The 26339-nt window shown below is 74.5% G+C and carries 19 protein-coding genes and 1 pseudogene; 6 read left to right on the top strand and 14 right to left on the bottom strand.

All coding sequences use genetic code 11. From position 1 onward, the window contains the following. Positions 1-72: 72 nt before the first annotated feature. Positions 73-753 (top strand): YoaK family protein, encoded by a 681-nt coding sequence (locus tag ACFV4P_RS03950; RefSeq protein WP_380467078.1) that lies wholly within the window; start codon positions 73-75, stop codon positions 751-753. A 306-nt stretch (positions 754-1059) separates the two neighbouring features. On the opposite strand, the pseudogene ACFV4P_RS03945 reads toward ACFV4P_RS03950, so the two are convergent. Next, positions 1060-1482 (bottom strand): annotated as a pseudogene (locus ACFV4P_RS03945) (class I SAM-dependent methyltransferase); the annotation flags it as partial. A 35-nt stretch (positions 1483-1517) separates the two neighbouring features. Then, positions 1518-2396, bottom strand: a complete 879-nt coding sequence (locus ACFV4P_RS03940) for a class I SAM-dependent methyltransferase (protein WP_380467121.1) — start codon at positions 2394-2396, stop codon at positions 1518-1520. A gap of 175 nt (positions 2397-2571) precedes the next feature. Between ACFV4P_RS03940 and ACFV4P_RS03935 the strand changes: the two genes are divergently transcribed. After that, positions 2572-2853, top strand: a complete 282-nt coding sequence (locus tag ACFV4P_RS03935) for a hypothetical protein (protein ID WP_073810243.1) — start codon at positions 2572-2574, stop codon at positions 2851-2853. A 232-nt stretch (positions 2854-3085) separates the two neighbouring features. After that, positions 3086-3727, top strand: coding sequence for a carbonic anhydrase (locus tag ACFV4P_RS03930; protein WP_380467076.1), 642 nt, complete (start codon positions 3086-3088; stop codon positions 3725-3727). Between the two features lie 68 nt (positions 3728-3795). On the opposite strand, the gene ACFV4P_RS03925 is transcribed toward ACFV4P_RS03930, so the two are convergent. After that, positions 3796-4149 carry a hypothetical protein gene (locus tag ACFV4P_RS03925; protein WP_380467073.1) on the bottom strand — a complete coding sequence of 118 codons (354 nt, stop codon included), beginning with the start codon at positions 4147-4149 and terminating at the stop codon, positions 3796-3798. Positions 4150-4295: 146 nt separating this feature from the next. Between ACFV4P_RS03925 and ACFV4P_RS03920 the strand changes: the two genes are divergently transcribed. Continuing rightward, positions 4296-5840, top strand: coding sequence for an SMI1/KNR4 family protein (locus ACFV4P_RS03920; RefSeq protein WP_380467070.1), 1545 nt, complete (start codon positions 4296-4298; stop codon positions 5838-5840). 260 nt (positions 5841-6100) lie between these two features. Here ACFV4P_RS03920 and ACFV4P_RS03915 read toward each other — a convergent pair whose 3' ends face one another. Beyond that, complete coding sequence (locus ACFV4P_RS03915) at positions 6101-6979, bottom strand: alpha/beta fold hydrolase (RefSeq protein WP_380467068.1); 879 nt, start codon at positions 6977-6979, stop codon at positions 6101-6103. Between the two features lie 111 nt (positions 6980-7090). On the opposite strand from ACFV4P_RS03915, the gene ACFV4P_RS03910 reads away from it, so the two are divergent. After that, entirely contained in the window at positions 7091-9028 is a 1938-nt protein-coding gene (locus tag ACFV4P_RS03910) for a BTAD domain-containing putative transcriptional regulator (protein WP_380467066.1), read from the top strand. A 599-nt stretch (positions 9029-9627) separates the two neighbouring features. Here ACFV4P_RS03910 and ACFV4P_RS03905 read toward each other — a convergent pair. Continuing rightward, on the bottom strand, positions 9628-10899 hold the full coding sequence (locus ACFV4P_RS03905; protein ID WP_380467064.1) for an amidohydrolase: 1272 nt from the start codon (positions 10897-10899) through the stop codon (positions 9628-9630). Between the two features lie 256 nt (positions 10900-11155). On the opposite strand from ACFV4P_RS03905, the gene ACFV4P_RS03900 reads away from it, so the two are divergent. Then, complete coding sequence (locus ACFV4P_RS03900; RefSeq protein ID WP_073810233.1) at positions 11156-11329, top strand: thiazolylpeptide-type bacteriocin; 174 nt, start codon at positions 11156-11158, stop codon at positions 11327-11329. A gap of 149 nt (positions 11330-11478) precedes the next feature. On the opposite strand, the gene ACFV4P_RS03895 is transcribed toward ACFV4P_RS03900, so the two are convergent. From ACFV4P_RS03895 to ACFV4P_RS03855, 9 genes are all read right to left on the bottom strand, one after another. Beyond that, entirely contained in the window at positions 11479-13395 is a 1917-nt protein-coding gene (locus ACFV4P_RS03895; protein ID WP_380467061.1) for a TOMM precursor leader peptide-binding protein, read from the bottom strand. Positions 13396-13501: 106 nt separating this feature from the next. Next, a complete protein-coding gene (locus ACFV4P_RS03890; RefSeq protein WP_380467059.1) occupies positions 13502-14251 on the bottom strand; it encodes an ABC transporter permease in 750 nt (249 codons plus the stop codon). Further along, positions 14248-15171: an ABC transporter ATP-binding protein gene (locus tag ACFV4P_RS03885; protein ID WP_380467057.1), complete on the bottom strand. Its 924-nt coding sequence runs from the start codon at positions 15169-15171 to the stop codon at positions 14248-14250. Before ACFV4P_RS03885 ends, ACFV4P_RS03890 begins: the two co-directional genes overlap by 4 nt. Positions 15172-15240: 69 nt before the next feature. Continuing rightward, positions 15241-16452: a peptidase M50 gene (locus ACFV4P_RS03880; RefSeq protein ID WP_380467055.1), complete on the bottom strand. Its 1212-nt coding sequence runs from the start codon at positions 16450-16452 to the stop codon at positions 15241-15243. Beyond that, positions 16449-17498 (bottom strand): lantibiotic dehydratase C-terminal domain-containing protein, encoded by a 1050-nt coding sequence (locus ACFV4P_RS03875; protein ID WP_380467052.1) that lies wholly within the window; start codon positions 17496-17498, stop codon positions 16449-16451. The genes ACFV4P_RS03880 and ACFV4P_RS03875 overlap by 4 nt, the downstream gene beginning before the upstream one ends. Next, on the bottom strand, positions 17491-20322 hold the full coding sequence (locus tag ACFV4P_RS03870; RefSeq protein ID WP_380467050.1) for a lantibiotic dehydratase: 2832 nt from the start codon (positions 20320-20322) through the stop codon (positions 17491-17493). Before ACFV4P_RS03870 ends, ACFV4P_RS03875 begins: the two co-directional genes overlap by 8 nt. Before the next feature lie 14 nt (positions 20323-20336). Then, a complete protein-coding gene (locus ACFV4P_RS03865) occupies positions 20337-21995 on the bottom strand; it encodes a nitroreductase family protein (protein WP_380467048.1) in 1659 nt (552 codons plus the stop codon). 62 nt (positions 21996-22057) lie between these two features. After that, a complete protein-coding gene (locus ACFV4P_RS03860) occupies positions 22058-24061 on the bottom strand; it encodes a TOMM precursor leader peptide-binding protein (RefSeq protein ID WP_380467046.1) in 2004 nt (667 codons plus the stop codon). Further along, the gene (locus ACFV4P_RS03855) at positions 24054-26288 is read right to left on the bottom strand and encodes a TOMM precursor leader peptide-binding protein (protein ID WP_380467044.1); all 2235 of its coding nucleotides are present in this window, start codon (positions 26286-26288) and stop codon (positions 24054-24056) included. Before ACFV4P_RS03855 ends, ACFV4P_RS03860 begins: the two co-directional genes overlap by 8 nt. Positions 26289-26339 lie beyond the last annotated feature (51 nt).

Genomic DNA, 26339 nt, shown 5'->3' with positions numbered 1-26339 from the left:
GGGTTCCGCCGCTGCGCAGCCCCGCTCTGGCACGCTACTGACTGTCCGTCACCTCACAGCCCGGGAGGCACCGTGCCCTCGACCGCCGCCGCCGAGCCACCGGCGCGGCCGGTCGGGGCGACGACGGAGGACGGCGATCCGCTGGCGCTCGCACTGTTCGGGCTGACGGCGGTGAGCGGGCTGATCGACGCGGTCAGCTACCTCGGGCTCGCCCACGTGTTCGCCGCCAACATGACCGGCAACGTGGTGGTCATCGGCTTCGCACTGGCGGGCGCGCCCGGGTTCTCCGTCCTCGGCTCGCTCACCTCGCTCGCCGCGTTCCTGCTCGGCGCGGCCCTCGGCGGACGCCACACCACCGGCCGGCTGCGGCCCGCGCTGGCCGCCGAGACCGTGCTGCACCTCGCGGCCGCCGCCGTGGCCTTCGCGTTCGGCACCGGCGGCGCCCTCCAGTACGGCGTGATCGCGCTGCTCGCCGTCGCCATGGGTCTGCGCAACGCCACCGTCCGCAGCCTGGGCGTCCCCGACCTCACCACCACCGTCCTGACCATGACCCTCACCGGCCTCGCCGCCGACACCCGTCTGGCGCGCCGCCGATCGCCCCGTCAGCGCCGCCGCATCCTCGCCGCCCTCACCATGACCGCCGGCACCGTCCCGGGCGCCGTCCTCGTCCTGCACCACCACCTCCCCTGGGCCCTCGTCCTCGCCGCCGCCGTCACCGCCGCGACGGCCGCCCTCTACCGCGACACCGCCTGACCGCCCCCGGCTACGCGCCGCGCCGCGCCGGGCCCGGACGGCCAGGAACGGGGGCAGTGCGGCCCGTTCCGGCCGGGCGGCTGCGAGCCGGGCGGTGGGGGGCGGTTCGGCGACGGCCTCCAGGACGAAGCCGTGCCGCAGCAGGGCGGTCAGGACGGTGGCGAGGGTGCGGTGCTGGTTGCCGACCCGGCGGACGCTCCCGGGGTCGGCGGAGCGCCAGAAGCCCTCGTCGAGGTACTGGCCGACGACGCGGCGGACGGTTCCGTCGGCGTCCGCCGTCCAGGCGGCGTGCGGGGCTTCGAAGCACGGGTGCGGGATCGTCAGGACGAGCGAGCCGTGCGGCACCAGGACCCGTCGCACGGCGGCGAGTGCGGCGTCGAGGTCCGGCACGTTGTTCAGCGACAACCCGGCGGTGACCCGGTCGACGGAGCAGTCGGAGACGGTGCTCAGCACGCAGCCGTCGTCCACCGCGTAGTCCACGCCGCTCCCCTGCGCCCGCGCGTGGGCGATCATGGCGGGCGACGGGTCGATGCCCACCACGGACGCGCCCCGGGCGGCCACCGCGCGGGCGATGATGCCTTCGCCGCAGCCGAGGTCGAGCACCCGTTGCCCGTCGAGGCGTTCGGGGAGGTGGGCGAGCAGGGCGTCGCGGTTGAACTCGTGCAGCGCGGAGCCGTCCCGCAGCCGGGCCGCGTACCCGTCGGCGATGGAGTCCCAGGATTCTGTCATCAACCGACCTACGGTACACGGAGGTTGACGGTGTGTCAGTCGCGCCGCCAGATCACCGCCTCGGTGCTCGGCAGGCGTACGGCGAAGCGGCCCGACGGGGACGCCTCGCGGAGGAGGTGGCGCAGGTCGGTCTCGAAGGCGGGGAGTCGGGGGCCGAACAGGTGCGGGGCGGAGGAGGAGAGCGAGAGAACGGCGGCGACGGCGTCGTCCTCGGTGCGGTGCAGGATCGCGCCGCCGGGGACGATCAGGCGTTCGGGGCCGGCGAAGCCGGCGCGGGCGAAGATCCCGGACTCCCCGCCCGGGGTGCCGTGCGGCAGCAGTCCGCGGCCGGCCCGACGAACGGGGCCCAGGTGGGCGCGGACCAGGGCGTCGATCGCGGCGTGCGGCAGTGGCGGATACGGCAGGGCGGCGGTGGCCGGCGGCTCGGCCTTCCAGTCGGAGAGGTGGACGGCCGCGCCGCCGGGGCGCAGCAGGCCGCGGACGGTGGCGGCGACCTGCTCGCGGTCCATCCAGTGGAAGGAGTTGCCGAACGTGGCGACGGTGAACGTGCCGAGCCCGGGCGGCAGTTGTTCGGCGCGGGCGCGCACCCATCGCACCCTGCCGGCCGGTCCGGCGGCACGGTCGGCGCCAGCAGCGCGGGTAGCACGGGCCGCACGGGCCGCACGGGCTGCCTCGGCGAGCATCTCGGGGTCCGGGTCGACGCCGACCGCCTCGGCGAAGAGTTCGGCGAGGCCGAGGGTGAGCGTTCCGGGGCCGCAGCCGAGGTCCAGCAGCCGTCCGGTGCCGTCGAGTTGCAGTGCCCGGGCGAGCGCGTCCGGCAGGCCGGGGGCGTACGGGAGCCGGCCGCGCGTGTAGTACCGGGCGGTGCCCGCGAACAGCGTCTCGTCCCACTCCCAGCCGTCCGCGCCGTCCACGCCGTCCACCGCGTGCTCCCTCCGTCGCCGTTCCCGTGCGCCGGAACGCTACCGCGCGCCAAGCCGGATTCCGGCCAACCTCCGTCCCGATTGGTCCATACCATTGACGCGCTCAACTCAAACTGGGAAAGATCCTCTCCGCCACCACATCGGCCCACATCCCGAGGAGCCCCACATGGCCGTCCGCCGCACCGCCAAGGTCGTATCCGTCCTCGCCCTCGGCGGCGCCCTGACGCTCGGCCTGGCGGGAACCGCCTCCGCCGCGCCGATCGCCGACCTGACCGGCCTGGGCTGCCCCGACTCGTACACCAACTTCTACGGCAACGGCGGCTTCGTGCAGACCCTGTCGTACACGTACACCGGCGGCAACGGCTACCGCTACGGCCACTACAACGTGGTGTTCCGCAACAATTTCGGCAACACCAACGAGGGCTCCCGCGAGTACCGCTGCTACTGAGCGGCCGCGCCGGGCGTCAATGCCGGCGCGGAAACGGCCGGAGCAGTCGTCGCAGTCGTCTGCATCCGCACCAATGGCGCATCGCCTGCATAATTATCGCGGCCAGCACACCGATATCCGAACGATTCCGGCCGTTCCCGACCGATTTCTCCCGGTTCACGAACGGCTCGGAAGAGTCCAGGAGGTGGCCCGGACGAGCCTCCCGATAGCCGGGGGACGTAGTCTGCGAGGCATGACAGACGCCGCGCACCTCACTCCCACGGAAGCCTTCGAGATGCTGCTGGCGGGCAACGGCAGGTTCGTCGCCGGCAGCCCGGACCACCCCAACCAGGACGCCGCCCGCCGAGCCCAGACCGCACCGGCGCAGACCCCGTTCGCGGTGCTGTTCGGCTGCTCCGACTCCCGACTCGCCGCCGAGATCATCTTCGACCAGGGCCTCGGCGACCTCTTCGTGGTCCGCACCGCCGGCCACGTGCTCGGCCCGGAGGTGCTCGGCAGCATCGAGTACGGCGTGAGCCTGCTGGGCACCCCGCTGGTCATCGTCCTCGGCCACGACTCCTGCGGCGCCGTCGCCGCCACCCGCGAGGCGGTCGCCGCCGGCGCCACCGGCGAGGGCTTCGTCCGCGACGTGATCGAGCGGGTCACCCCGAGCGTGCTCGCCGCGAACGCCGCCGGGCACACCGACAACTCGCACTTCATCGACGAGCACATAAGGCACACCGTGGCCCTGCTGCTCGACCGCTCGCGCATCGTCTCCGACGCGGTCGCCGCCGGACGCACCGCCGTCGTCGGCCTCTCCTACCGCCTGGTGGACGGCACCGCCCACCTGGTCACCACCCGCGGCCTCGACCTCCCGGCCCCCGCCGCCGCCTGACCGCCCCCGTCTCCCCGACCCGCCCCGCCCCGCAGCCCCGGCCCTCCCCCGGCCGGGGCTGCGGCGTGTCAGACCGGCCGCAGCACCGCGCCGACCTGCACCGGCGCGAACAGCAGCAGCGTCGTGGCCGCCTCGATCCATCGGCACGTCGAGCGGATGATCGTACTGGTCCCGATCGGCGAGGCCGGCAACGCCCGCCCCGGATCACGGCCGGAGGCCTCGAACGCGCTGCTCAGCCGCTCGGCGCCGTCCTCCGCGGGAATGTGCTCGAAGTAGCCGGGCGCGCCGACCGCCCCCGACCGCCGCCCGCGCTGCCCGCGCCGTCCCAGCCGCCACAGCCGCCTCTGCCTCCCCTGCCTCCCCTGGCGACGGCGCGGGACGATCGCCGCGACAAAGCAGCCGACGGCCAGCAGCGCGCTCATCGCCGTCGTCCACCACAGCAGCTGCGAGCCGCCGCCCCGGCCGAGCGGCAGGAACGCCCCGAACGCCGCACCCGTGAAGCCCAGCCGGTCGCTCTGTCGCAGCCTGCTGACATGATCACCCGAACAGTGGACAAAAAGGGGCGGAAATGGACCTGACAGTGGAACAGGCGGCGCGGCAGATCACGACGGAGGTCGTCGCACAGGCGCCGGAGGGCTGGACGAAGTGCGTGCTGCGCGGGCACGCGAGCCGAGGGAGCGTCAGCCTGTCCGCCGGCGGGTACGTGGTGCCGAGCCGTCCGGGCTCCTTCTTCCGGACGCCGTTCCCACACCAGGACCTCGCCTCGCTGGCGTCCCGGTTCCGGGACAGCCATGGCTGGGCGGGCATCGCCCTGGAGTTGACCTGCCGCCCGTCGGGTGCCTTCGAACTGGTGGTGTTCCGGAATGAGCTGCTGCCCGGGGGCGGCCCCGAGGACGGCTGGACACTGACTCTCGACTCCGACTTCGAACCGTCCGAACCAGGCGCGGCCGACGGCGCAGAACCGTCCGGGCCGAGCCAGGCCGGGGACCCTGCGGAGGCGGTCGAGCGGCTGCGGGCCGTCCTCCGGAAGCACGCCGAACGCTCCGGCGCGGCCCCGGAGATGCCCGCGCCCGTCACCGAGGAGCAGCTCGCCGCCGCCGAGCGCCACCTCGGCCGGCCGCTGCCTGCGGACCTGCGGGCGCTCTACCTGGAAGCCGACGGAGACGACGCGAGCGAGGCACTGGCCGGGTACGGCTGGCTGCCGCTCGACGCAGCCGTGGCCCAGCGCGACGACTACATCGGCGTCCCGACCTGGTTCGGCTGGGAACTCGGCTGGAACCAGGTGATCTTCGACGCCGACCCACCGAACACCGTGCGCCGCTGCTCCGGGCATCCGGGCTGGCTCCCGTTCGCCACCTGCTTCGACGGCAACTACTTCGCCGTGGACCTCGCACCGGCCGCAGACGGCCGCCCCGGCCAGGTGATCGAAGTCGGCCGCGACTTCAACGACGGCCCCCGCTACGTCGCTTCCTCCGTCACCGCCTGGCTCGGCCAGGCCCTGGACCTGCGAGATCCGCACGCCCCGCAGCAGTCCGCGGACGACCCGCGCCAGCTGGTGGTCTCGGCCCTGGACGAGCGACTCGCGCCGGGCGTCCAGGCGATCCACCTCAACGACGCCCCGTCACCCGTCGACCTCGTCCCGCTCTCCGCCACCCCGAACCTGCGGCGCCTGCACCTCAACCGCTGCGCCACCACCGACCTGTCCCCCCTGGCAGCACTCCCCATCGAGGACCTGGCCATCGACCTCGCCCTTGGGGCCGACCTCATCCCGCTCGCCGGCCACCCGCACCTCGCCGCACTCGCCGTCGGTTCGGAGACCCCGATCGACCTCGCCCCGCTGCGCACTCTCCCCGCGCTGCGCTCCCTCGACCTGTCCCGTTGCCCCACCACGGACTTGGTGGTGCTGGCCGATCTCCCCGGCCTGCGCTACCTTGCCCTCTCCGCCACCCAGTGGGCAGCCCTGAGCGCCGCCGGCCGCCTCCCCGCCGACCTTGCCGCCGCTCGCCTGGCCGGAGCCCCGTCCCTCACCACCGCCCTCGACCTGCTCGCTGCCCTCGGCGTCGACACCTCCACCGCCTACCGCCTCTCCGACACCGTCGTGGACGCCTCCTGACGCTGTACCCGCACAGGTCCACCGGGTTGGCGCCGGCGCGACCTCGCGTTCAGCCGGAGGCCTTCGCGGCCGAGGACGACGAGGACGACGAGGACGAGAACCGACCGCCGGCGCACCCAAGACGTCGGGCCGTTCGTTGTACCCCGGGTAGGCCGGGCGGCACCGCCTGGGGACCCAGCGCAAGAAAAGAAGGCTGATCGCCGAGAACCTGGCGCTCGCCGACCGGCCGTGGCCCGGCCGACGAGTCGAGAGCAGGAGGCTCAGCGGGCCAGCAGGCCCCGGATCACGGCTGCGATCTCGTCGGGTGCCTCTTCAGCCATGAAGTGCCCGGCGCGGGTCAGCCGGTGGTCCAGGTCCGGCGCCCACGCCTTCCACACCCCGGCAGCGTCGTAGCCGAGCTGCGCGCCCCAGTCCTGCTGGACGACCGTCACGGGCATGGCCAGCTGCGACCCGGCGTCCAGGTCCGCTTGGTCGTGCATGACGTCGATGTCCGCCGAGGCCCGGTAGTCCGCGACGATCGACGTCACTGCCGCGGCGCTCGCGCGCAGGTATTCGGCACGTACATCCTCGGGCATGGTGGTCGGGTCGTTGGCCCAGGCGTCGAGGAACGAGCCGAAGAACGCGTCCGCGCTGGCTGCGATCATCGTCTCCGGCAGGCCCGGCGGCTGCGCCATCAGGAAGAGGTGGTAGCCGATCGCCGCCGAGGCGCCATGCAGGACGTTCCACATGTCGAGCGTCGGCACGACGTCGAGGATGCCCAGGTGCGTGATGGTCTCGGGGTGGTCCAACCCCGCCCGGAAGGCGACCAGGGCGCCTCGGTCGTGGCCGACGAGGGCAAAGCGCTCGTGGCCGAGCGCCGCCGCCAGGGTCACGACGTCGGCGGCCATGGTGCGCTTGGCGTACACATCGGGGTCGGTGGCGGTCGGCTTGTCGCTGGCGCCGTAGCCCCGCAGGTCAGGACAGATCACCGTGTGCTCGTCGGCGAGCCGCTCGGCGACGTGTCGCCACATCAGGTGGGTCTGGGGAAAACCGTGCAACAGCACGACCGGGCTACCGCTGCCGCCGACAGCGGCAGCCAGCTCGACACCGTCCGCACCGGGCAGGCGGACGTGATCGAAGCCGGGAATGGTGAGCGCCATGAGGGACCACCCTTTCGGGTCGGGGACTTGACCGGATCAGCCTGCGCGACGGCGATCAGCAGCCGATCAGTACGGTTGGGAGCAGTCGGCCCCTGCACGGAGGATGGGGGCATGCGAATCGACGTGCTCGGTGTGGTGCGGGCCCTCCGCGACGACGGCAGCCCGGTTGACCTGGGCGGACCCCGCCATCGTGAGGTACTCGCCCGGCTCGTCGCCGCCGAGGGACGGATGGTCACCACCGACACCCTCGTCGATGACCTGTGGACCGATCCGCCGGCCCGCGCCGTTGGCGCTTTGCGCACCTTCGTCGCCGCGCTGCGACGCGCCCTCGAACCCGACCGGCCGCCCCGCAATCCGCCGCGCGTCATCGTCACCGAAGGTCCCGGCTACGCGCTGCGCCTGCCGCGCGAGGACGTGGACGTCCACCGGTTCCAGGACACCCTGGCCCGAGCCCGCCGCAACCCCGCCGCGGTGACCGACCTCGGCGCGGCACTCGCGGCCTGGCGAGGACCCGCCTACGCCGATGTGACCGGCTCCGCATGGGCGCAGCGCGAGCGGAACCGGCTGGAGGAATTGAGGTTGGAGGGGGTGGAACTGCGCGCCCGGATCCTTCTCGACTCCGGGGAAGGGGCCGATCTCGTCGCCGAACTGGGTGCCCATGTCGCCGAACACCCGTGGCGCGAGCCGGCCTGGGAGCTGCTTGCCCGCGCGCTGTACCGCGCGGGCCGCCGGGCCGACGCGCTGGCCACGCTCCGCCGTGCCCGCGCGATGCTCGTCGACCAACTCGGACTCGACCCCGGTGGCGACCTTCAGCGTCTGGAGACGGACATCCTCAACGGGTCCGCGCCCCCCGAAGCAGCACGTACCGCGTGGACCGGCCCTGGTGTCCGGCTCGGCCCGCGCACCACCGTGGACCTGGCCCGCACCCTCGCACTGGCGGGTGGCGACGCCCTCGTCCGCTCGCGGCGCGACCGCCTCGCCGCCATCCAGGCGGCGGAACGCACGGGAGACCTCTCCCTGACCGCCCGGATCATCGGCGCCTACGACGTGCCCGCCATCTGGAGCCGGGCCGACGACCCCGAGCAGTCCCGCGCCGTCGTCGCGGCTGCCGAGCGCACGCTCACCGGGCTGGGCCCGGACGGCCCCGCCGACCTGCGCGCCCGCCTCCTGGCCACGGTCGCCGTCGAGAGCCGCAGCGCCGATCTGTCCGGGACCGAGCTGAAGCACGCGCAGCAGGCGGCGCGTCAGGCCGAGGAACTGGCACGGGACTTGGCCGATCCCGCCCTGCTGACCTTCGCCCTCAACGGGGTGTTCCTACAGTCCTTCAGCCGTCCCGGGCTCGCGGCCGCACGGGACAGGACCGGCGCCGAGATCCTCGACCTGGCCACCCGGCACGAGCTGCCGAACTTCGCCGTGCTCGGCCGACTCGTCCGCCTGCAATCCGCCTCGGCCCTCGGCGACCTCGACGCCGCGACCTCGCACGCCGATGCAGCCGACCGGCTCGCCGCCACCACCGAGGCGCCCCTCGTCCCCGTCCTCACCGGGTGGTTCAGGGCCCGGGCCACGGCCGCCCGCAGCGCCGAACCCGGCGGACCGACCGCCGCCACGGCAGCAGCGCACTACCGCGCTGCCGAGGACGCCCTCCGGACGGCCGGGATGCCGGGGCTGCACCGCGGCCTGTTCCCGCTCGCCCTCCTGGGACTGCGTCTGCTGCACGACCGTCCCGCGCCCACCGACCCGCACCTCGACTGGGGCCCGTACCGGCCCTGGGCCCGCCCCCTCGTGCTGCTCGCCCAGGACCGGGGCGAGCAGGCCCGTACCGCCCTCGCTGCGGTGCCCGAACCACCGCGTGACCACATGCAGGAGGCCATGTGGTGCCTGACCGCCCGCGCCGCCGTACGCCTCGGCGAGCGCGGAATCGCCGCGCGCGCTGCGGCTGCCCTGCGTGATGCCTGTGCAGATCACGCCGGCGCCGCCAGCGGAATGCTGACCCTGGGCCCGGTGGCGCGGTACCTGGCAGAGGCGGAGGCATGCGCCGGAGCGGGGTGAGCGACCGCAACCCGCGAACGCCGGGCCCGTCCGCGCTCACCCCACGGCCCCGGCGGAATCAGGTCGCATGACGTTCAACTGCTCGGTGACAAGCGTGACGCTCGGCGATTCGCATGAATGACCAGTTGCGAGAGTTCTGCGAACACCCCGGAGCCCCTCGCGAATCCGCAGGTCGCCGTTGGCAGAACCCCTCTCACTCGGTCCAAGTCGCTGCCCGGCCCGGGAGTTGACCCAGTTGCGGAACCAGCGGTGGCGGACGGTGAAGGCGAACCGGCCGAAGAGCAGGAAGCCGCCACCGGCTCGCCCATCAGCTGACGGAGCGTCCGGCCCTGCGCCTCGTGCGGGAAGGGAACCTCGATCGCGGCACGACCTTACGGCCTGCCGCACACCCGCCGTGGACGTTCAATCACGATCAGTGCCGAGCGGGCGGGCTCAGTCGAGGTCGAAAGCGATGCTCACGGAGCCGCCCCAGTCCGGGGCTTCGCCGAGCGTGAGGGTTCCGTCCTCCGCCGCCTGCGCTCGCGGCTCGGCCGCCCCTGACTGCGGGCGCCGTCGGGTGAGCCCGCCGGTCGCGGCGCCGTCGTCGAACAGGGCCCCAGCTACGGCCGGGCGAGGGCGGTGAGGGCGGCCGTGTGCAGGGCGGCGATGCCGGTGCGCAGGGTGGCGCCGACCTGAGGGCGGAACTCGGGCGAGTGGTTGGCGGGCAGGGCGGCGAGTTTCTGTGCGGCACCGGTGCCCGGGGCGGCCGCCCACTGCTCGGGGCCGACCATGCCGAGCATCCAGTACGCGGTGCGGATGCCAGGAACGCCGTGCAGGCTCTCGCCGGCCGGTCCGAACAGCGGGAAGTCCTCGGTGGCGAGCGCGGGCGGCCACTCGGCGACCCGGGCCGCGCCGAACAACTCCTGGTGCGCGGTGCGCAGTTGTGCGGCGAGTCCCGGGTCGGGGGTGTTGACGCCGGAGCGGGAGAGTTCCTCGAACTCGGGCTCGCGCGGGCAGCCCGACGCCGCGGCCTCGCCTCGGACGATCCGCCGCACCGCGGCACAGGCCCGCTCCAGCGACTCCTCGCCGAAACCCCGCACGGTCACCGTCAGAGCGGCCCGGTCGGGGACGACGTTGCCCTGGCCGCCGGCTTCCAGGGAGCCGACGGTGACCACCAACTGCTCGGCGGGCGACGTCTCCTGGGCCACGATCGACTGGAGCCGCAGCACCACGGCCGCCGCGGCCACCACCGGGTCCAGCGCCAGTTGGGGTGCTCCGGCGTGCCCGCCGCGGCCGTGGATGACCACCCGCAGGGTGCGGCTGCCGGCCGTGATCGGGCCCCGGCCGTGGGCGACCATGCCGGCGGGCAGCGGTGCGGTGTGCTGGGCGAGCACCGCCGACGGCGGCTCGAAGCGCCGGTACAGGCCGTCCTCCAGCATCGCCCGGGCGCCCGACAGGGTCTCCTCGGCGGGCTGGCCGACCATCAGCACGGTGCCGCGCCAGTGCGCGCGCGTCGCGGCGAGGGCGTCGGCGGCCCCGACGGCGCAGGCGAGGTGGACGTCGTGGCCGCAGGCGTGCATCACCGGCACCTCGCGGCCGTCGGGGGTGCGGCCGGTGGCGGTGGAGGCGTACGGCAGGCCGGTGCGTTCGGCGACCGGCAGCGCGTCGAGTTCGGCGCGCAGCAGCACCACCGGCCCGGGGCCGTTGCGCAGCACGCCGGCGACGCCGTGGCCGCCGATGCCGCGCGTCACCCGGTACCCGGCGTCGGCCAGGTGGTCGCCGAAGCGGGCGGCGGTGCGTTCCTCGGCGCCGGAGAGTTCGGGGTGCCGGTGCAGGTCGAGGTAGAGCTCGGCGGCGCGGGCGAGGTCGTCGGCGGAGGGGGCGGTGGCCATCGGGGCGGACTCCTGGTGCGTCGGTGGGCTGCTTCGGCGGGCTTCGTCGGTGGGCTGCTTCGGCGGGCTGCTTCGGCGGGCTGCTTCGGCGGGCGTGTCAGTGACTTGTCAGTAGGGTTCGCCCGGTGCCGCCAGCGGCTGTCGATAGAACTGATGTGTGCACGGCGGTGGTTCGCGAGAACCGCAGCCGGCTCCTTCCGTCCCGGTCCGGCCGTTCTCTGCCGGGCCGCCCCCCTGCACCGAAAGGAGAAGTGCCATGGCTGACACTTCGCTCGCGTCGCTGGCCCAGGAGATCCTGAACCTCGAGTCGGAGACCTTCGAGATCAGCGACTACTCGGACACCTCCGAGGTCATGCTGGGCTCCTCGACCTCCTGCTCCAGCACCAGCACCTGCTCCAGCACCACCAGCACCACCTCCTGCACCGCCTGAGCCTGCGGCGCAGCAGTCCGGTGGCCCTCCGCCCTCACGGGACGGGGGGCCATCGGCCGTTTCCGGGCGACGGGAAGCGACCGGAAGCAACGAGGAGCGACGAGAAGCGACGGACCCCGCCCGCGCGGTGCGGACGGGGCCGGCGCCGGTTACGGGAACGGGTGCGGGACGAGCCGCAGTTCGTCCTCGGCGAGGTCGCTGTCGCGCAGCCCGCCGCGCCTCAACGCGGTGCGCAGGCGCGGCAGTCGGAGGGCGCGCTGGCGGGTCCAGCCGAAGTCGATGGGGAGCAGTCCGGGCACCAGGGTGCAGACGGTGTGCAGGCCGAGGCGGCGCTGTTCGGGCGAGGTCTGGTCGACGACGATGACGTCGTGGCCGGCGTCGGTGAACCGGTCGCGGCAGAACAGCAGGTCGTCGAGGAGGTCGGTGCCGCGCGGGCAGGTCTCGGCCCAGTCGGCGTACAGTTCGGCGGCGGGCCGGGCGGGCCCGGCGGGTTCCAGGTAGCTGCGGGCGTGCTCGGCCATCTGCGGCAGGCCGAACAGGGCGGCGTGGTCGGGCAGGCGGCGCACCAGGTCGAAGTTCTCGGCCATCGCGGCGAGTTCGGCGGGGCGTTCGCGGACCTGGCCGGGCAGGTGCGGGATGTAGGTGAGGATCTCGGAGACGGCGGATTCGACGGTGTCCTCGGGGTCGAAGCCGGCGGAGGCGGCGAAGGCGAGGGTGCCGGGGCCGCCGTCGCGGCGGACGGCGAGCGCGGTGACGACGGGGACGGCGAGGTCGATCCGGTTGTCGAAGGCGTGCACGTCGTAGCCGAGCAGCGCGGCCCGGTCGAGCATGGCGCGCAGCGCGGGGCCGGTGGCGGCGGTGAGGTCGATCTCGGGCAGCGGGGCGTTGCCGTACCAGCCGAGCAGGAAGGCGTCGCGTTCGATCAGTTCGAGCAGGCCGTGGAGGATGGCCTCTTCCAGGCAGCTGCCGATGGCGCAGCCGTTGGAGCATTCGAAGACGAAGTTGTCGGCGGCGATGCCGGCGCTGTAGTAGCAGAGCCGGGCGGGGACGAGGACGGGTTTCTGGTCGCGCAGGGACCAGCCCTGGACCCAGGGGATCGGCCGGTCGGGGTCGAACGGGCCGAGCATCGGGTCGTCGCGGTAGGTCTGTTCGCTGTACAGGCCGACCTCGCGCGGGTCGAGCGCGGCGGCCCCGAGGTTGTGGTAACTGTCGGTCAGCATGGGGGCGTTGCCGCGTCGGTGGGTGCCGGCGTAGCGCTCCAGGCCTTCCAGGAAGGCGAGCGAGCGGCTGGCCCGGAAGGAGTTGGCCTGGCCGCTCCAGGTGACGTCGGTGAGTCCGGCGTAGCCGCGCATGAAGACGGAGCCGGCGACGGGCGCGGTGGTGGGCGAGACGACGTCGGACCAGGTGCCGGCGCCGAGGACGCCGCAGACGGGGTTGGCGAGTGCGGCTTCGGGCAGTTCGTAGCCGTCGACGGGGTGCAGTCGGCGGCGGTCGGGGGCGGGCTTGGTGCGGGAGAGCAGCGGCAGCACGGGCTGTTCGGGGTCCGAGGCGCGGTCGGTGGCGCAGGTCGGGCAGAGCGGTTCGGCGAGCAGCGGGACGGTCTGGACGCGCAGGGTCTCCAGGTCGAGTCGGGAGACCTGCGGCAGTCCCGTGGCGGTGGCGGTGGCGTCGGCGGTGAGGCGGTGCAGGGCCCAGACGGCGTCGACGGCGTGGTCGGGCAGGGCGGGCAGGCCGGGGCCGGCCAGGGTGCTGGTGCGGCCGGTCTCCAGGGCGTCGCGTTCGGTGCGGCTGCGCAGCCGCTGCCAGCGCATGGCGAGGCAGGTGCCGCAGGCCTGCGCCTCGTCGTCGCCGCCCCAGGGCCCGACCAGGACGGTCTGGGCGGTGAGGTGGACGGTGGCGCGGGCGCGTCGGCGGGCGGCGTCGGCGGCCTCGGGGCGGAGCAGGTCGGTGCCGCCGAGCACGGCGACGGCGGGCGCGGGGTGCCCGTCGGCGGCGGCGCGTTCGGCGAGTCGGCGTTCCATCCGGTCCCTGGCGGCTTCGAACGAGGCCTCGGCGGGGGTGGTCATCGGGTGCCTCCGGGAGACCCCGGCCGGGCGGGGCCGGGGTGGGAGCGGACGTGGGGTCGGGGCCGCCGCGCGAACGGGCGTCCCTGAAAGGCGGGTTGACGGTCCGTCAGTTGCGGTTGCTCCAGCGGAAGGTCTTGGCGGCGATCAGCGCGAAGACCAGGGTGAAGCCGGTGAGGGCGGCGCAGTCGAGGAACGGCAGGGCGACGCCGCCGCGGCCGCCGACGGCGTCGGTGACGCCTTCGTCGAAGTAGCGCAGCGGCAGGGCGCGGGAGAGGCCCTGGAGCCAGCCGGGCATCAGGTCGATCGGGTAGAACGCGCCGGACAGGAACGCCATCGGGACCATCACGCAGTTGGCGATCGCGGCGACCGCCTCGGGGGTGTTGGCGAGGGTGCCGACGACCAGGCCGAGCGCGGCGAAGGCGGTGATGCCGAAGACCAGCACGGGCAGGGCGAGCGGCCAGGACCCGGACAGGTGCAGGCCGAACGCGCCGAGGGCGACGGCGGTGAACAGCACGGCCTGGACGAGTCCGGTGCCGAGGGCGACGGCGTAGCGGGCGCCGAGCACGGTGGGCAGCGGGGTGGGGGTGCGCCAGATCAGCCGCAGCAGGTCGTCGCGGCGCCAGTGCATCAGGGTGAAGGCGACGCCGAACAGGGCGGCGTTGCCGATGCCCCAGGAGAGCACGCCGGGCGCGATGTAGTTGATGTAGGACAGGCCGCCGTCCACCGACTGCCCCTGGAAGATCATCCCGAAGACGATCAGGAAGACCAGCGGGAACGCGAAGGTGAAGATCACCGAGGTGCGGTCGCGCAGGTAGGCGAGGTAGCTGGCCCTGGTCACTGCGGTGTAGGCGTTCATGATCGGCGCTCCGTTGCGGTCAGTTCCAGGTAGGCGTCTTCCAGGGTCGCGGTGCGGGTGGTGATCTCCTCCAGGTCGACGAGTTCGCCGAGGGCGAGCAGCAGCTGGTTCGGCGTGCGGGTGGAGATGACCAGGTCGCCGCCTTCGATGCCGACGGTGTCGACGCCGGCGAGGCCCTGGACGTCGTCGACGCCGAGCCGGTAGGCGGGGACGCGCAGCCGGGTGGGCGCGGCAAGGGACTTGATCAGGTGCCGGGGGCTGTCGACGGCGAGTACGGCGCCGCGGGCGACGATCGCGACCCGGTCGCACAGCGCCTCGGCCTCGTCGAGGTGGTGGGTGGTGTAGACGATGGTGCGGCCGTCGCCCTTGAGGGCGCGCAGCACCTCCCACAGGGAGCGCCGGGCGGCCGGGTCGAGGGCGGCGGTCGGCTCGTCGAGGAAGATCAGCTCGGGGTCGTGGATGAGCGCGGTGGCGAGGGCGAGGCGTTGGCGCTGGCCGCCGGAGAGCTGGTCGACGCGGCGGTCGGCCTGTTCGCCGAGGTCGACGAGGTCGAGGGCGCGGATCGCGGCGGGGCGGTCCAGGCGGTAGAGCGCGGCGACGGTCTCCAGGTGTTCCCGGGCGGTGAGCCGGGTGAAGAACGCGGAGCTCTGGGTCTGGATGCCGAGGCGGCGCAGCAGTGGGGTGTTGCGCGGCCAGGGGCTTTCGCCGAGCACGCTGACGGTGCCGGAGTCGGGGGTGCGCAGGCCCTCGACGATCTCCACCAGGGTGGTCTTGCCGGCGCCGTTGGGGCCGAGGATGCCGAAGAACTCGCCGCGTTCCACGGTCAGCGACACTCCGTCGAGTGCCTGGACGGTCCCGTAGCGCTTGCGGACGCCGTCCAGCGCCACGGCCGCGTCCGGGCGCTTGTCACCTGTGCTCATCAGTGCTCTCTCCTTGCCGACATGCCGACATCACGTCACCCACCCTGTTGCGCAGCCCTGTTGGGCCGCTCATCCGGTCCTTGCCTCCCGCAGTGCCCGCAGGGCGCGGCCGGCCGCCCACAGCGCCAGTGCGGCCGCCACCGCGAACGCGGGCAGCCACCCGGCGAGCGGGCCGTACCAGGCCGCCAGCAGGGCGCTCGCGGCGGCGAGCAGGGCGGCGGCCAGGACGGCGCAGCCGAGCGCGTAGCCGCCGTACGCGAGTCGCAGCCGCGCGGGGTAGCGGCGCAGTTCGGCGCCGTCGCGGCGGATCGCGGCGCGGGCCGCGACGGTGGCGAACGTGCGGCTCTCGGTGGCGAGTTGGAGGGTGTCCAGGGCGTAGCCGAGGGCCTTGTAGCCGTCCAGCGGGGGCAGCGGCAGCAGGTTGCCGAGGGCGACGGCGGTGCCGAGCAGCAGCAGTCCGCCGAGGAACGGCCGGGCCTGGGCGTGGGCGGGCAGCAGCGCCCAGGCGGGGTAGAACGGCAGCAGGAACACCAGGTTGGCGATCGCGCCGGCCCCGGCGGTGGCGATCTGTTCGCGGCGACGGGCGAAGAACCGGACGTCCTCGACCTCGCAGTACAGGTACGTCATGGGCAGTCGCCAGCGCAGGCCGATCTCGCCGACGCGTCCGCCGTAGGCGTGGCCGACCAGGCCGTGGGCGAGTTCGTGCAGGGCGAGGCTGGTCCACAGCAGGGTGCCGACGGCGAACAGCGCGACGGGGTTCTCGGCGAGCTGCCGGGTCTCGTCGATCAGCGTGGGCAGCTGGACGGCGACGGCGACCAGCAGCGCCGCGACCAGCGCCAGCAGCGGCGCCAGGACGGCGCGGCGGCGGGCGAAGGCGGTGGCCCGGTGCAGGGTCTCCAGCAGCGCGGGCGCGTCGGAGACCAGCTTGGCCCGGCCGCTCAGGACGCCGGAGCGGGGCGGCGCGGCGGGCTTGGGCGGCACCGGGACGGGGGCGTCGGCGAGCAGCCCGCGGGTGTACAGCAGGCCCATCATCTGCTGCCACTGCGGTTCGCCCAGGCGGGCCCGGAAGTGCTGCGCGTACGCGTCGCCGACCTCGGCGAGGGTCCGGGTGCCGTCGAGCCGGGCGATGATGAAGTGTTCCTTCGGCCCGAGCTCCAACTGCCGTCCGCCGACCGGGTCCTGCACCAGGTGGACGACGGCGGCGCCGCGCCGCAGCGGCCGGGCGGTCCGCAGTTCGGGGCGGATCCTCGGCCGCTGCTCCAGGAGCTGGTGGCGGCTCACGAGACCACCGCGGGTTCGCGCAGGGCGCGGGCCAGGATGTACGACAGGAACGCCTCGTCGCGGACGGTCACCGACAGCCGGTTGTTGGTCATGTGGGCGTACGGGAACAGCAGCATCGGCAGCGCCTCGGCGGGGTCGGTGACGGTCAGGTCGCGTTCGCCGTCCCAGGAGCGGAAGACCAGTTCGCCGCGGCGCGCCGCCGCGGCGGCGCGCTCGCGCAGGTCGAGGCAGTGCTCGGCCCAGCCGCGGAGCACGGCGGGCAGCCGCTCGGGCGCGCCGTCGACGACGGCGGCGCGGATCGCCCGGAACCTGGCCGGCAGGGCGTCGCCCATGCTGGTGTAGGCGCGGTCGTAGCCCTGCTGCGCGGTGTAGTTGGTGCCTTCGAACGAGCGGTTCCAGAAGGCGTGGTAGCGGTCGAGGAAGGTCAGCAGGGCGTCCTCGTCGGGGAGGAAGCACGCCGTCATGGTCATCATCAGCTGCGCGGCCAGGCCCAGCACCACGGTGCGCAGGTGCAGGTTCATGGTGCGGGTGGCTTCGATCACCAGGTCGCTGGAGTGCTGGAAGTGCCACTCGGCGAGGTCGATGCCGGCCGGGCCGCCGTACTTGCCGTACTCGGGCTCGTAGCGTTCGCGGCTGAAGGTGTTGTTCTCCCGCAGCCTCATCCTCCCGTCGGCGTCGACGAGTTCGGCGCGTTCCTCGGGGGTGAACTCCAGCTCGAACATGGTGTTGTAGAGCTCCGCGAAGAAGCTGTCCTCGACCTGGTAGAGCGCGGGGCGGCGGCGCAGGAACTCGGTGACGGCGCTCTCGGCGCGGTCGCGGACCTGCTCGGCCGCCTCGGGGGTGGCGGGCCGCAGGCGCAGGCGCAGGTGCGGGCCCTCCACCCAGTAGTTGATGAAGAAGTGCCCGGCGAGCAGGCCCTCTTCGGTGAGTTCGGCGACCAGTGGGCGCACGCACTGCAGCAGCAGCGGGCGCGGGCTGGCCGCGTAGAAGACGTGCAGCGCGAGCCAGTCGCCGGGGGCGCCCGGGGTGGTCGGCAGGTCAGTCATGGTTCGGCTCTCCTCGCCGGGGCTGGTTCGCGTCACGGTGCTGCGCCGACGGCCGGGACGGGTCCAACGGCAGGACTTCCAGGGCCAGTTCGGCGACGTGGCGGCCGCGCGCGGAGCGCACGTGCAGCGCGTCCTCGCCGGGCAGCATCTCCTCCAGCACCAGCCGTCCGGCGCCGCCGGCGAGCAGGGCGTCCAGCGCGGTCAGGGACAGCGGGCTGGCGAAGTCCACGTACTGGGGTTTGGCGCCCCCGAGGGGGACGCCGGGCCCCTCGGGGTACGCCCGGGCGAACACCCGGACGGGCAGCCGGTGCCGGCGACGCCAGCGCTGCCATTCCAGGTATCGCTCCGACTCGGTTGCTCCCGGCGGGAGTTGCGGCAGCGCCGCGGCGTCGGCGGTCCAGTTGCGGCGGTGCAGCACCAGGCTGCCGTACCGGACCCGGGGGCGGCGGGCGACCCCGTCGGGGGCCGGGCCGGCGGGCACGCCCCGCCACAGCTCGGGTGTCACCCGGGAGGTCGGCGAGAACAGCAGCAGGCTGCGCGGGATCTCCGGCAGCACCATCGGCACCAGGTAGCCGAGGTAGACCGGGACGACCTCGACGCCGAGGCGGCGCGAGCGCAGCACCAGCCGGTCGGCGTCCGCGTCGTGCTCGACGTACAGGTCGTCCAGGTGGATCTGCGCGTCCTCGGGGGCGGTGCTGGTCTCGCCCGGGCACACCAACTCGTAGTCGGTGAGCCGCCCGTGGAGGTTCAGGTTGGTGGTGGCGGCGCCCGCGGTGACCTCGGCGAGCACCGCGCCCGCGGGCGCGACCTCGCGCAGCGTCCCGCGCAGGGCGGCGGGCAGGGCGGCGGGCAGGTCCGCGGGCAGGTCCGCGCCATCGGCGGCGGCGGCGTCCTCGAAGCAGTGCATGAAGCGGGTGAACGGGAAGCACAGGCCGCCGTACGAGTGGTTGAGCACCACCAGCGGCTCGTCGTCCCGGGCGGACAGCTGCACGAAGTGGCTGTGCGGCGCGAACCCGCCCGCGGGCGTGCCGAGTTGCTCCGCCACGGCGTCGAGGTCCGCGCCGTCGAGCGTCAACTCCTCGGCGTCGTCCGGCAGTTGTTCGAGTGATGAGCGCATTCGGCGGGCCAGTTCGGCGCGCGCCCGGTCGAGGGCGGTGATCTGCGGCTGGCCGAGCCAGTTCTCCTCGGCGGGGTAGCCGCCGTGTTCGGCGTCGCCGGACTTGGCGGCGGTGAACTGCAGGTACTGGTTGAAGATGTCCTCGTGGAAGTCGTGCACCAGTTGCAGCAGGTCGTCGCTGCGGCCGCCGCGGCCGTGCCGGGCGAGGAAGAAGCCCTTCAGGGTGAGCCGTTGGGCCAGGCCCAGGTCGAACACCGGGAGGATACGGGTGAGTTCGGCCAGCGGCTCGGCCGCCAGTGCGGCCCACCGCCGGGCGTCGGCCGCCGTCCCGCCCGCGTCCACGTCCTCGTACAGCAGGGTCTGCGGGACGGCCGCCTTCTCGTCGCCCAACTCCCGCTGGATCTCGGCGAGTTCGGCGCGCACCTCGGCGAGCAGCGCCCGTCGGGTGGGGACGTCGCCGGCCGGCCAGCGCTCCAGGGCGGCGATCGGCCCGGCGAGCCGGTCGGCGACGGCGTCCGCCCAGGGCCGTTCCAACGAGCGCAGCGCCTGCCGGAACGCGCGCACCGGGTCGCCGGTGTGCACATCCGTGGCGAGCAGCGGGAGTTGGAGGATGCCGACCTCCAGCAGCGCGTCCAGGTACCGCCGCGCGTCGCCCGCGTCGGCCGGGTCGCCGTCCGCGCCGAGCTGTGCGGCGAGTTCGGCCGCGAGTTCGCCGAAGCGGATCTCCGGGCGCTGCCGGAACACCTCCAGCAGCCGTTCCAGCACGCCGCTCAGCCGCAGGAAGAACAGCCGGTCGCGGGCCGCGTCGAAGCTCACCGCCGCGCCGGAGTCGCCGGCCGTCACCGAGCGCCGCACGTAGCGGACCCGGTCCTCGGTCAGTTCCATGCCGGAGGCGGGGGCCACCGGCAGGTCGGCGCGACGCTGCGGGTCGGCGGCGACCAGTTCGGCGAGCCGGGCCAGCACCACCACGTTCAGCCTGGGGTGGCTGCCGCGCGCCTCGCCGAGCGCCACCTCGAACCCGTCGTGGGAGTCGTCGAAGGCGCCGACGGCGACGGGCGTGAAGGTGCTGAACGGGCTGGTCTTGCACGCCGTCCGGTACAGGTACGACAGCAGCGAGCGTTCCATCTTGCGGGTCCGCTTGTCCGGCGCGACGCTCGGCGCGCCGATGCCGTCGAGCCGGGCCTCCAGCGACGGCGAGGCCAGCAGCAGGCCGAGCCGCAGCTCGTCCAGCCCGGCCAGGCGGCGCAACTCGGCCCGGGTGCGGACGAGTTCACGCTCGAACGCGGGCCCGCCGGCCTCCCGCAGCTGCGTCAGGCGCTGCCGGGCGGGCAGCCACTGGGCGAGCAACTCGGCGGTTTCCCCGTCGAGTTGGCGCACCATGGCGAGCGCCTCGGCGGGATCGGCGGGCATCCGGTTGTTGAACACCCTGCGCCGCAGGTCCAGCACCCGCCGTCGGCCCTCGGCGTCCGGCGCGAGCTTGACGAGCGCCGAGAGCGGGTCGCCGAGCCGGGCCCCGAGGGCGGACAGGCGCTCCTCCTCGGCCGCCAACTCATCGGCCCAGCCGAAGACTTCGTCCGAGCGCAGGCCGTGCACGGCCTCGACCGGCAGGCCGCCGGCGCGCAGCATGAAGCGGGGCCCGAGGCCCAGGGCCCGGCCGGTGGGCCGGCCGTGGCGTCCGGTGCTCCCCGCGGTCACAGTGGTGGTCAACGTTCCTCCGCCGTTCAGGCGATCGCGTGGTCGAAGTCGGCCGGGCTGCGGTGCTCCTGACCGACCATCATGATCAGCAGCGGCAGTTCCTCGCCGTCGACGAGGCCCAGGTGCTCGGTGTAGGAGACGGAGTCGAAGCCGAGCGCCACCCCGCAGGCCAGTCCGGCCGCCGGGGCGACCGTGTACAGCGCCTGCGAGCCGGCGCCGACGGCGGCGTTCACCAGGCGCAGGCCCCGGTCGCCGACGGCGTCCAGCACGGCCGGGGTGGGCGCGCTGACCAGGATCAGCGCCCCGGCCTGCTCCAGGTTGTAGTTGTCGAGGAAGTAGTTGCGCTGCAGGAACCAGCCCTGCGGGCCGGCCTTCACGGGCCGCAGCGTGCGCTCCTCGGCGTCGTACGCGTACGCGCCGGCGGGCACGCCCTCGACGTGGTTGACGAACACGTGCAGCCGCGTCAGCGAGGCCGTCGCGGGCCCCTCCTCGCAGCCCTCCAGCCGTCCGGCGGACGCGGCGGCGGCGAGCGCGGTGGACAGCTGCCCGGCGCTCATCGCGGGCCTGCCGGTGAACCGGCCGAAGCTGCTGCGCCGCGAACGCAGCGCCTCGCGCACGCCCATCGACGGCTGCTGCGGCTCGGGCAGCCGGACCGACTCGCCGACGGGCCCGGCCGGTTCGGCCGCCGCGCGCAGCCGGGCCCAGGCCTCCTCCAGCGCCGCGTCCAGCACCCCGGCGGCGGGCCGCTCGGCCGCGCCCTCCAGGGTGGCCTCGTGGATCCGCCGGACGGTCTCGAACCCGAGGACGATCCGCGACCGCTCCTGCTCCTTGGCCCGCACGACCGCGCCGGTGGGCGTCGCGGGCAGCGCGCCGGCGGGCGTCGTGGTCAGTGCACCGGTGGGCGTCGCGGGCAGCGCGCCGGCCGGCCCGCCGGCCCAGCGCAGCGGGACGACGGCGAACACGCCTTCCTCCTCGGTGCTCAGGCCGAGCAGCCGGCCGAGCCGCTCCTCGTCGAACCAGAGCGCCGCGCCCAGGTGCAGGCCCTGCGCGCCGGCCCAGATCCGCCAGGTCTCCAGCAGCGCGCCGGTGTCCATGGTGACCACGTGGTACGCGAAGCTGTTGTACTTGAAGGCGTTCTGCCAGAACTTGACGGTGAGGACCAGGAATTGGTCGCAGTCCTCGGCGAGGCCGCCGAGCGCCGCCCGCACGTCGGGCGTGACGTCGCCGGTCAGCAGCCGCCGCATCGAGTGGTGCGGCGTGGAGTAGTGGTGCACGCCGGGGGTGAGCGGTCCGCTCGGGCCGCTGACCCAGTGGATGCCGATCGGGTAGAGGCCGCCGCCGGACGCGGTGCCCCGGGAGAAGTTGGCGTGCGGGTAGCGGGGCAGCGTGCCGAGGTCGGAGTTGGCCTGCACGCCGAGCCGGCGGCCCGTCAGGCCGTAGGAGTCGCGGAGCATGCCGCCGAGCAGCGGCAGCGTGAAGCCGTCCTCGCCGCGCGGCCCGAACAGGCCGTGGGCGGCCGAGGCGGCCGGTCCGGGCGGGCAGTCGGGCAGCGGGAAGTGCGGCGCGTCGGGGAAGTACTTGTCCTTGCGCGGGCGGTCGGCCCAGTCGGGCACGAAGTCGGCGGGCTCCATCGGGACCCGGCCGCGCCACAGCACCGCGGACGCGTACGCGCGGGCGTAGCCCATGTTCGTTCCTCTCTCGTGCCGCCCGGCGCCGTGCGAGGGCGCGGCGCCGGGCGTGGCGGGGCTCAGGGGAAGGGGTGCGGTGCGGGGTTGAGCTGGTCCGTCCGCAGGTCGTGCGGGCGCAGTCCGGCCTCACGGGGCGCGGTCCGCAACCGGGGCATGGTGAGGGCCCGTTGGCGCTGCCAGCCGAAGTCGATCGGCAGCAGTCCGGGCACCAGCACCGAGGCGGTGTGCAGGCCGGAGGCCCGCTGTTCGGGCATGGTCTGGTCGACGACCACCACGTCGAACCCGGCCGCGGCGACCGCGTCGACGCAGTGCCGCAGGTCCTCGCGGAGGTCGTCGGACGGGGCGATCGAGCCGTCCCGCAGCGTCGACACCGGCCGCGGCACCTCTTGGCGCTTCAGCAGGAAGTCGGCGTACTTCGCCATCTCGGGCAGGCCGTAGACCAACGGGTGGTCGTGCAGGACCCGCACCTGGTCGAAGTCCTCCGCCATGGCGCGCAGTCGCCGCTCCTCGCGGGCGGTGCGGCTGCGCAGGTTGACGGCGTCGGTGGCGATCTCGCACAGACCGGCCCAGAGCGCCGCCTCCGGGTCGAGGCTCGCGCCCGCGCCGAAGCAGAGCCGTCCGGGACCGCCGTCGACGCGTTCGGCGACGGCGGTCACCACCGAAACCGGGAAGGTGATCCGGGTGTCGAAGAACCGGGCGCGGTAGCCGTACATCTCCAGCCGGTCGACCATCGCCCTGGTCTGCGGGCGGCTGCTGCTGCGGCCGTCGAGCTCGGGCAGGTCGAGTTGCCCGTACCAGGCGAGCAGGAAGGCGTCGCGTTCGACGGCCTCCATCAGCCCGAAATAGATCGCCTCCTCCAGGCTGCCGCCGGACGCGCAGCCGTTCGAACTCTCCTGCACGAAGCGGTTGGTGAGCCCGCCGGGCGCGTGGTAGTACGGCAGGATCTCCGGCACCAGCAGCGGCCGTTCGTCGCGCAGCGACCAGCCCCACACCCACGGGATCGGGGTGCTGGGCGAGAACGGCCGGACGCCGGTGGTCCGGTGGAACTCGTCGGTGTACAGGCCGCAGGTGCGCGGGTCGAGCGCCTGCTCGCCGAGGTCGTCCAGGGCGGCGACGACGTTGGTCCGCCTGCCGCGCGCCCGCATCCCGGCGAACCGCTCCAGCCCTTCCAGCAGGCCGACCTCGGTGCTGGCCCGGTAGCCGGCGGTGTGGCCGCCCCAGAAGCACTCGCGCAGGTAGTCGCCGGAGCGCATGGTGAAGCAGCCCACCGTGGAGGAGGTGGAGGCGGACACCAGGTCCGGCACCACCGACGGCCCGAGCATCCCCGCGACGGGGTTGACGAACGCGGGCAGCGACAGCCCGTAGTCCTCCACCGGCCGTAGCCGGAAGTCGTCGCGGGCCCGCTTGGGGCGGCTCGCCAGGTCGATCCGGGCGGCCTCCGCGCTGTCCTCGACGCGGTGCTCGCAGCGCGGGCACTCGGCGTCCGTGAGCAGCGGGAAACCGCTGACCCGCAGCGTCTCCAAGTCCAGCAGGTGCACCACGGGCAGGCCGTCGAGCTCCCGCGGGCCGCGCTCGGCGCGCGCCGCGAGCAGCGCGGCCAGCGCGTCGGTCAGGAACGGCACCGCGAACGGCGGGCGGCCCGCCGCCCGGGTGCCGGACCCGAGCTCCAGCGCGTCGCGCAGCTGCCCGGAGCGCACCGCCTGCCAGCGCCGCGCGAGGCAGCGCGGGCACGGCGAGGCCTGGCCGCCGGCCGCGGACGAACCGTCCGCACGCTCCCGGCTGTCCGGACGCTCCGGGCTGTCCGGTCCGACGGTGGCGTGGTGGCCGTACAGGTGCACCGGCACCGGCCATCCGCCGCGCCGCTCCGGCGCGCCGACCGTCAGCTCGTCCCGCGCGCCGAGCAGCGCCAGTTCGACCCGGTGGTCCGCCAAGCCGCCCGCCAGGTCGGCGAAGAACTCACCCCACGGCCCGGCGAACGCCACCGTCGCAGCCGCCGCCACCGCCGCCACCGCCGCCTCCGCCGCCTCCGCGCCGGACGGACGGTCGAGGACGTCCTCAGGCATCCGAAGTCCCGTCCGTGAGCAGCACCTTGACCACCTCGATCCGACCGGCCCGCAGGTCGGCCGGGCCGCACGGGACCAGCAGGACGTCGCGGCCGGCGGCGCGCAGCCGCTCCAGCACCTGCGTCCACTCCAGGGTCTCGCCGAGCTGCGCCCCGGCCGTCCCGGCGGGCGTCAGCACGGCCGGGTCGAGTTCGCCGTACAGCGGGTCGCCGGTGTCTGTCCCCCCGTGGGCGGCGGCGGCCGGGTCGCGGTCGAGCTGGACGGCGGCGAGCAGGTCGCGGAGAGCCTCCAGCACGGCGTCGCGCAGGCCGAGGCCGCTGCCGAGCGTCCAGCGGGAGGCGCCGGTGGCGGCGTCGGCGGCGCGGGCCAGCACCACCGGCAGCGGCTCGTCGGGGCCGCCGAGCAGCAGCAACTCCGGTTCCAGGCCGTGGTTGTGCGCCGAGCGGGCCAGGAAGGCGAGCTGCGCGTCCTGCTGGAGGATCTCCGCCGGGAGGGCCAGCGGCGCGAGGCGCCCGCGCAGGGCGCGGCGCAGCGCGTCGTGGCCGAGGGCGGTGCGCAGGCCGCGGGCGGTGGCCTCGGCGAGGGTGCCGCCCGCGCCGGTGCCGGCCGAGGTGGCCTCGAAGGCGCGGTCGCGGTTGTGCGGGCCGAAGGTGTGCAGCGCGGCGACGGGGACGAGTGCCCGCGCGCCGGTGAGCAGCGAGGTGGCCTCGCTCCAGTCGCGGACGGTGCCGGCCGGCAGGCCGCTGGCGGTGCTCAGCAACTCCGGTCGTACTCGGGCGAGTTCGGCGCCTTCGGCGGCCGGGGTGGCGGGCACGGCGTGCTCGACGTAGACCTCGGCGGCGCGGTAGAGGGCGCGCAGGCGGGCTCCGGCGACGTGGTGGATGTCGCCGGCGGAGACGGTGCGGGTGACGCCGGGGGCGAGGTTCAGGGTGACGGTGCCGGCCTTCAGCGGAGTCTGCCGCCAGTCGTCGTCGGCGTACCGGGCGAACACCCCGGCGTGCGGGCCGACCAGCACGGCGCGGTCGTCGATCTCGGCGAGCGCGGCTTCGGAGGCGCCCTCCTCGGCGGAGAAGTCCTCCTCGCGTCCGGCTCCGGCGAGGTCGAGGCCGGCCAGGTCGAGGCCGGCGAGGTCGGCGTCGTGCGGGGCGGCGCAGCGCGGGCAGCGCGGGTGCGGGTGCAGGGGTTCGCCGACGACGTCGAGCGAGTCGAGGTCCTGGACGAGCAGCCGTCCGTCGGTCTCGGCGGGCAGGGCGCCGGTGGTGATCCGGAAGACCTCGTAGCCGAGCAGGTTGCCGAGCATCGCGGCGAGCGGGCCGTGCGGCTGCCGGCTGCCGGTGGTCAGCGGGGCGAGCGGGGAGAGGGCGGCCCACAGTTCGGCGGCGTCGCCGGCCTGCGCGCCGGCGCCGAGGCGCAGTGCGGCGCAGGTCCAGCAGCCGGTGCGGTCGGCGGACATCAGCGGGCCGATGACGGCGTTGCCGCCGATCGTCCAGGCGGGGAGCAGCATCCGGCCGTCGGGGATGCCGGCCTCCAGCAGGTCGGCGGTCTGCCGGTGGCCGGCCGGTCCGGTGACCAACACCAGGTCGTGGCCGTCGAGTTCGGCCCAGCCGAGCCCGCTGCCGGGCCTGTCGCCGGGGGCTGCGGGGGCTGCGAGGGTGGCCAGGTGGACGGGGCAGCCGGCCTTGGCGAGGGCGGCGGCCTCGGACTCGATCTCGGCCCAGCCGGCGAGTTCGGTCAGTGCGGGGAGCACGCCGACGGCGGCGCAGCCGTTGCGGATCAGGCTGAGCACGGCCCAGCGGGCGAGTTCGTCGTCGCCGAGGACGGCGACCCGGGTGTCGCGGAAGCGGTGGAAGCGCTTCTCGGCGTCGCCGGTGTAGTGGTCGATGTACTCGATCTGCGGGCCGAAGCGGGCGGCGGCCTCGGGGGTGAGCGGCGAGGGGCCCTCGGGGGCGGGGCCGGCATCGCGGGCGAAGCCGCGGGTGTAGAGGGTGCGGACCAGTTCGGCGAACATGGTGCGGTGGTGCTCGCCGAAGCCCTGGCTGATCTCGGCGACGGTGTGCTGCCCGTTGAGGTGCGGCACGATCAGCGAGGCGAAGCGGTAGGCGTCCTTGGCGGTGACGCCGAAGCCGCCGTGGGCGTTGTGGAAGAGCACCCCCTCGGGCGTCTGGGTGTACAGCACGTCGCGCCGGATCCGTGGACGGCTGTCGGCGATCTCCTCGAACGGGGGCATGTCCCTCACACCTCAGTGGTACGCAAGCGGAGCGGCTCGGGGCCGCACGGA

Origin of the sequence: Kitasatospora sp. NPDC059795 (assembly GCF_042732175.1) — a bacterium.
Taxonomy (GTDB): Bacteria; Actinomycetota; Actinomycetes; order Streptomycetales; family Streptomycetaceae; genus Kitasatospora.
Note: the sequence above shows the minus strand (reverse complement) of the source record. Positions and strands in the feature narration are given on the sequence as shown.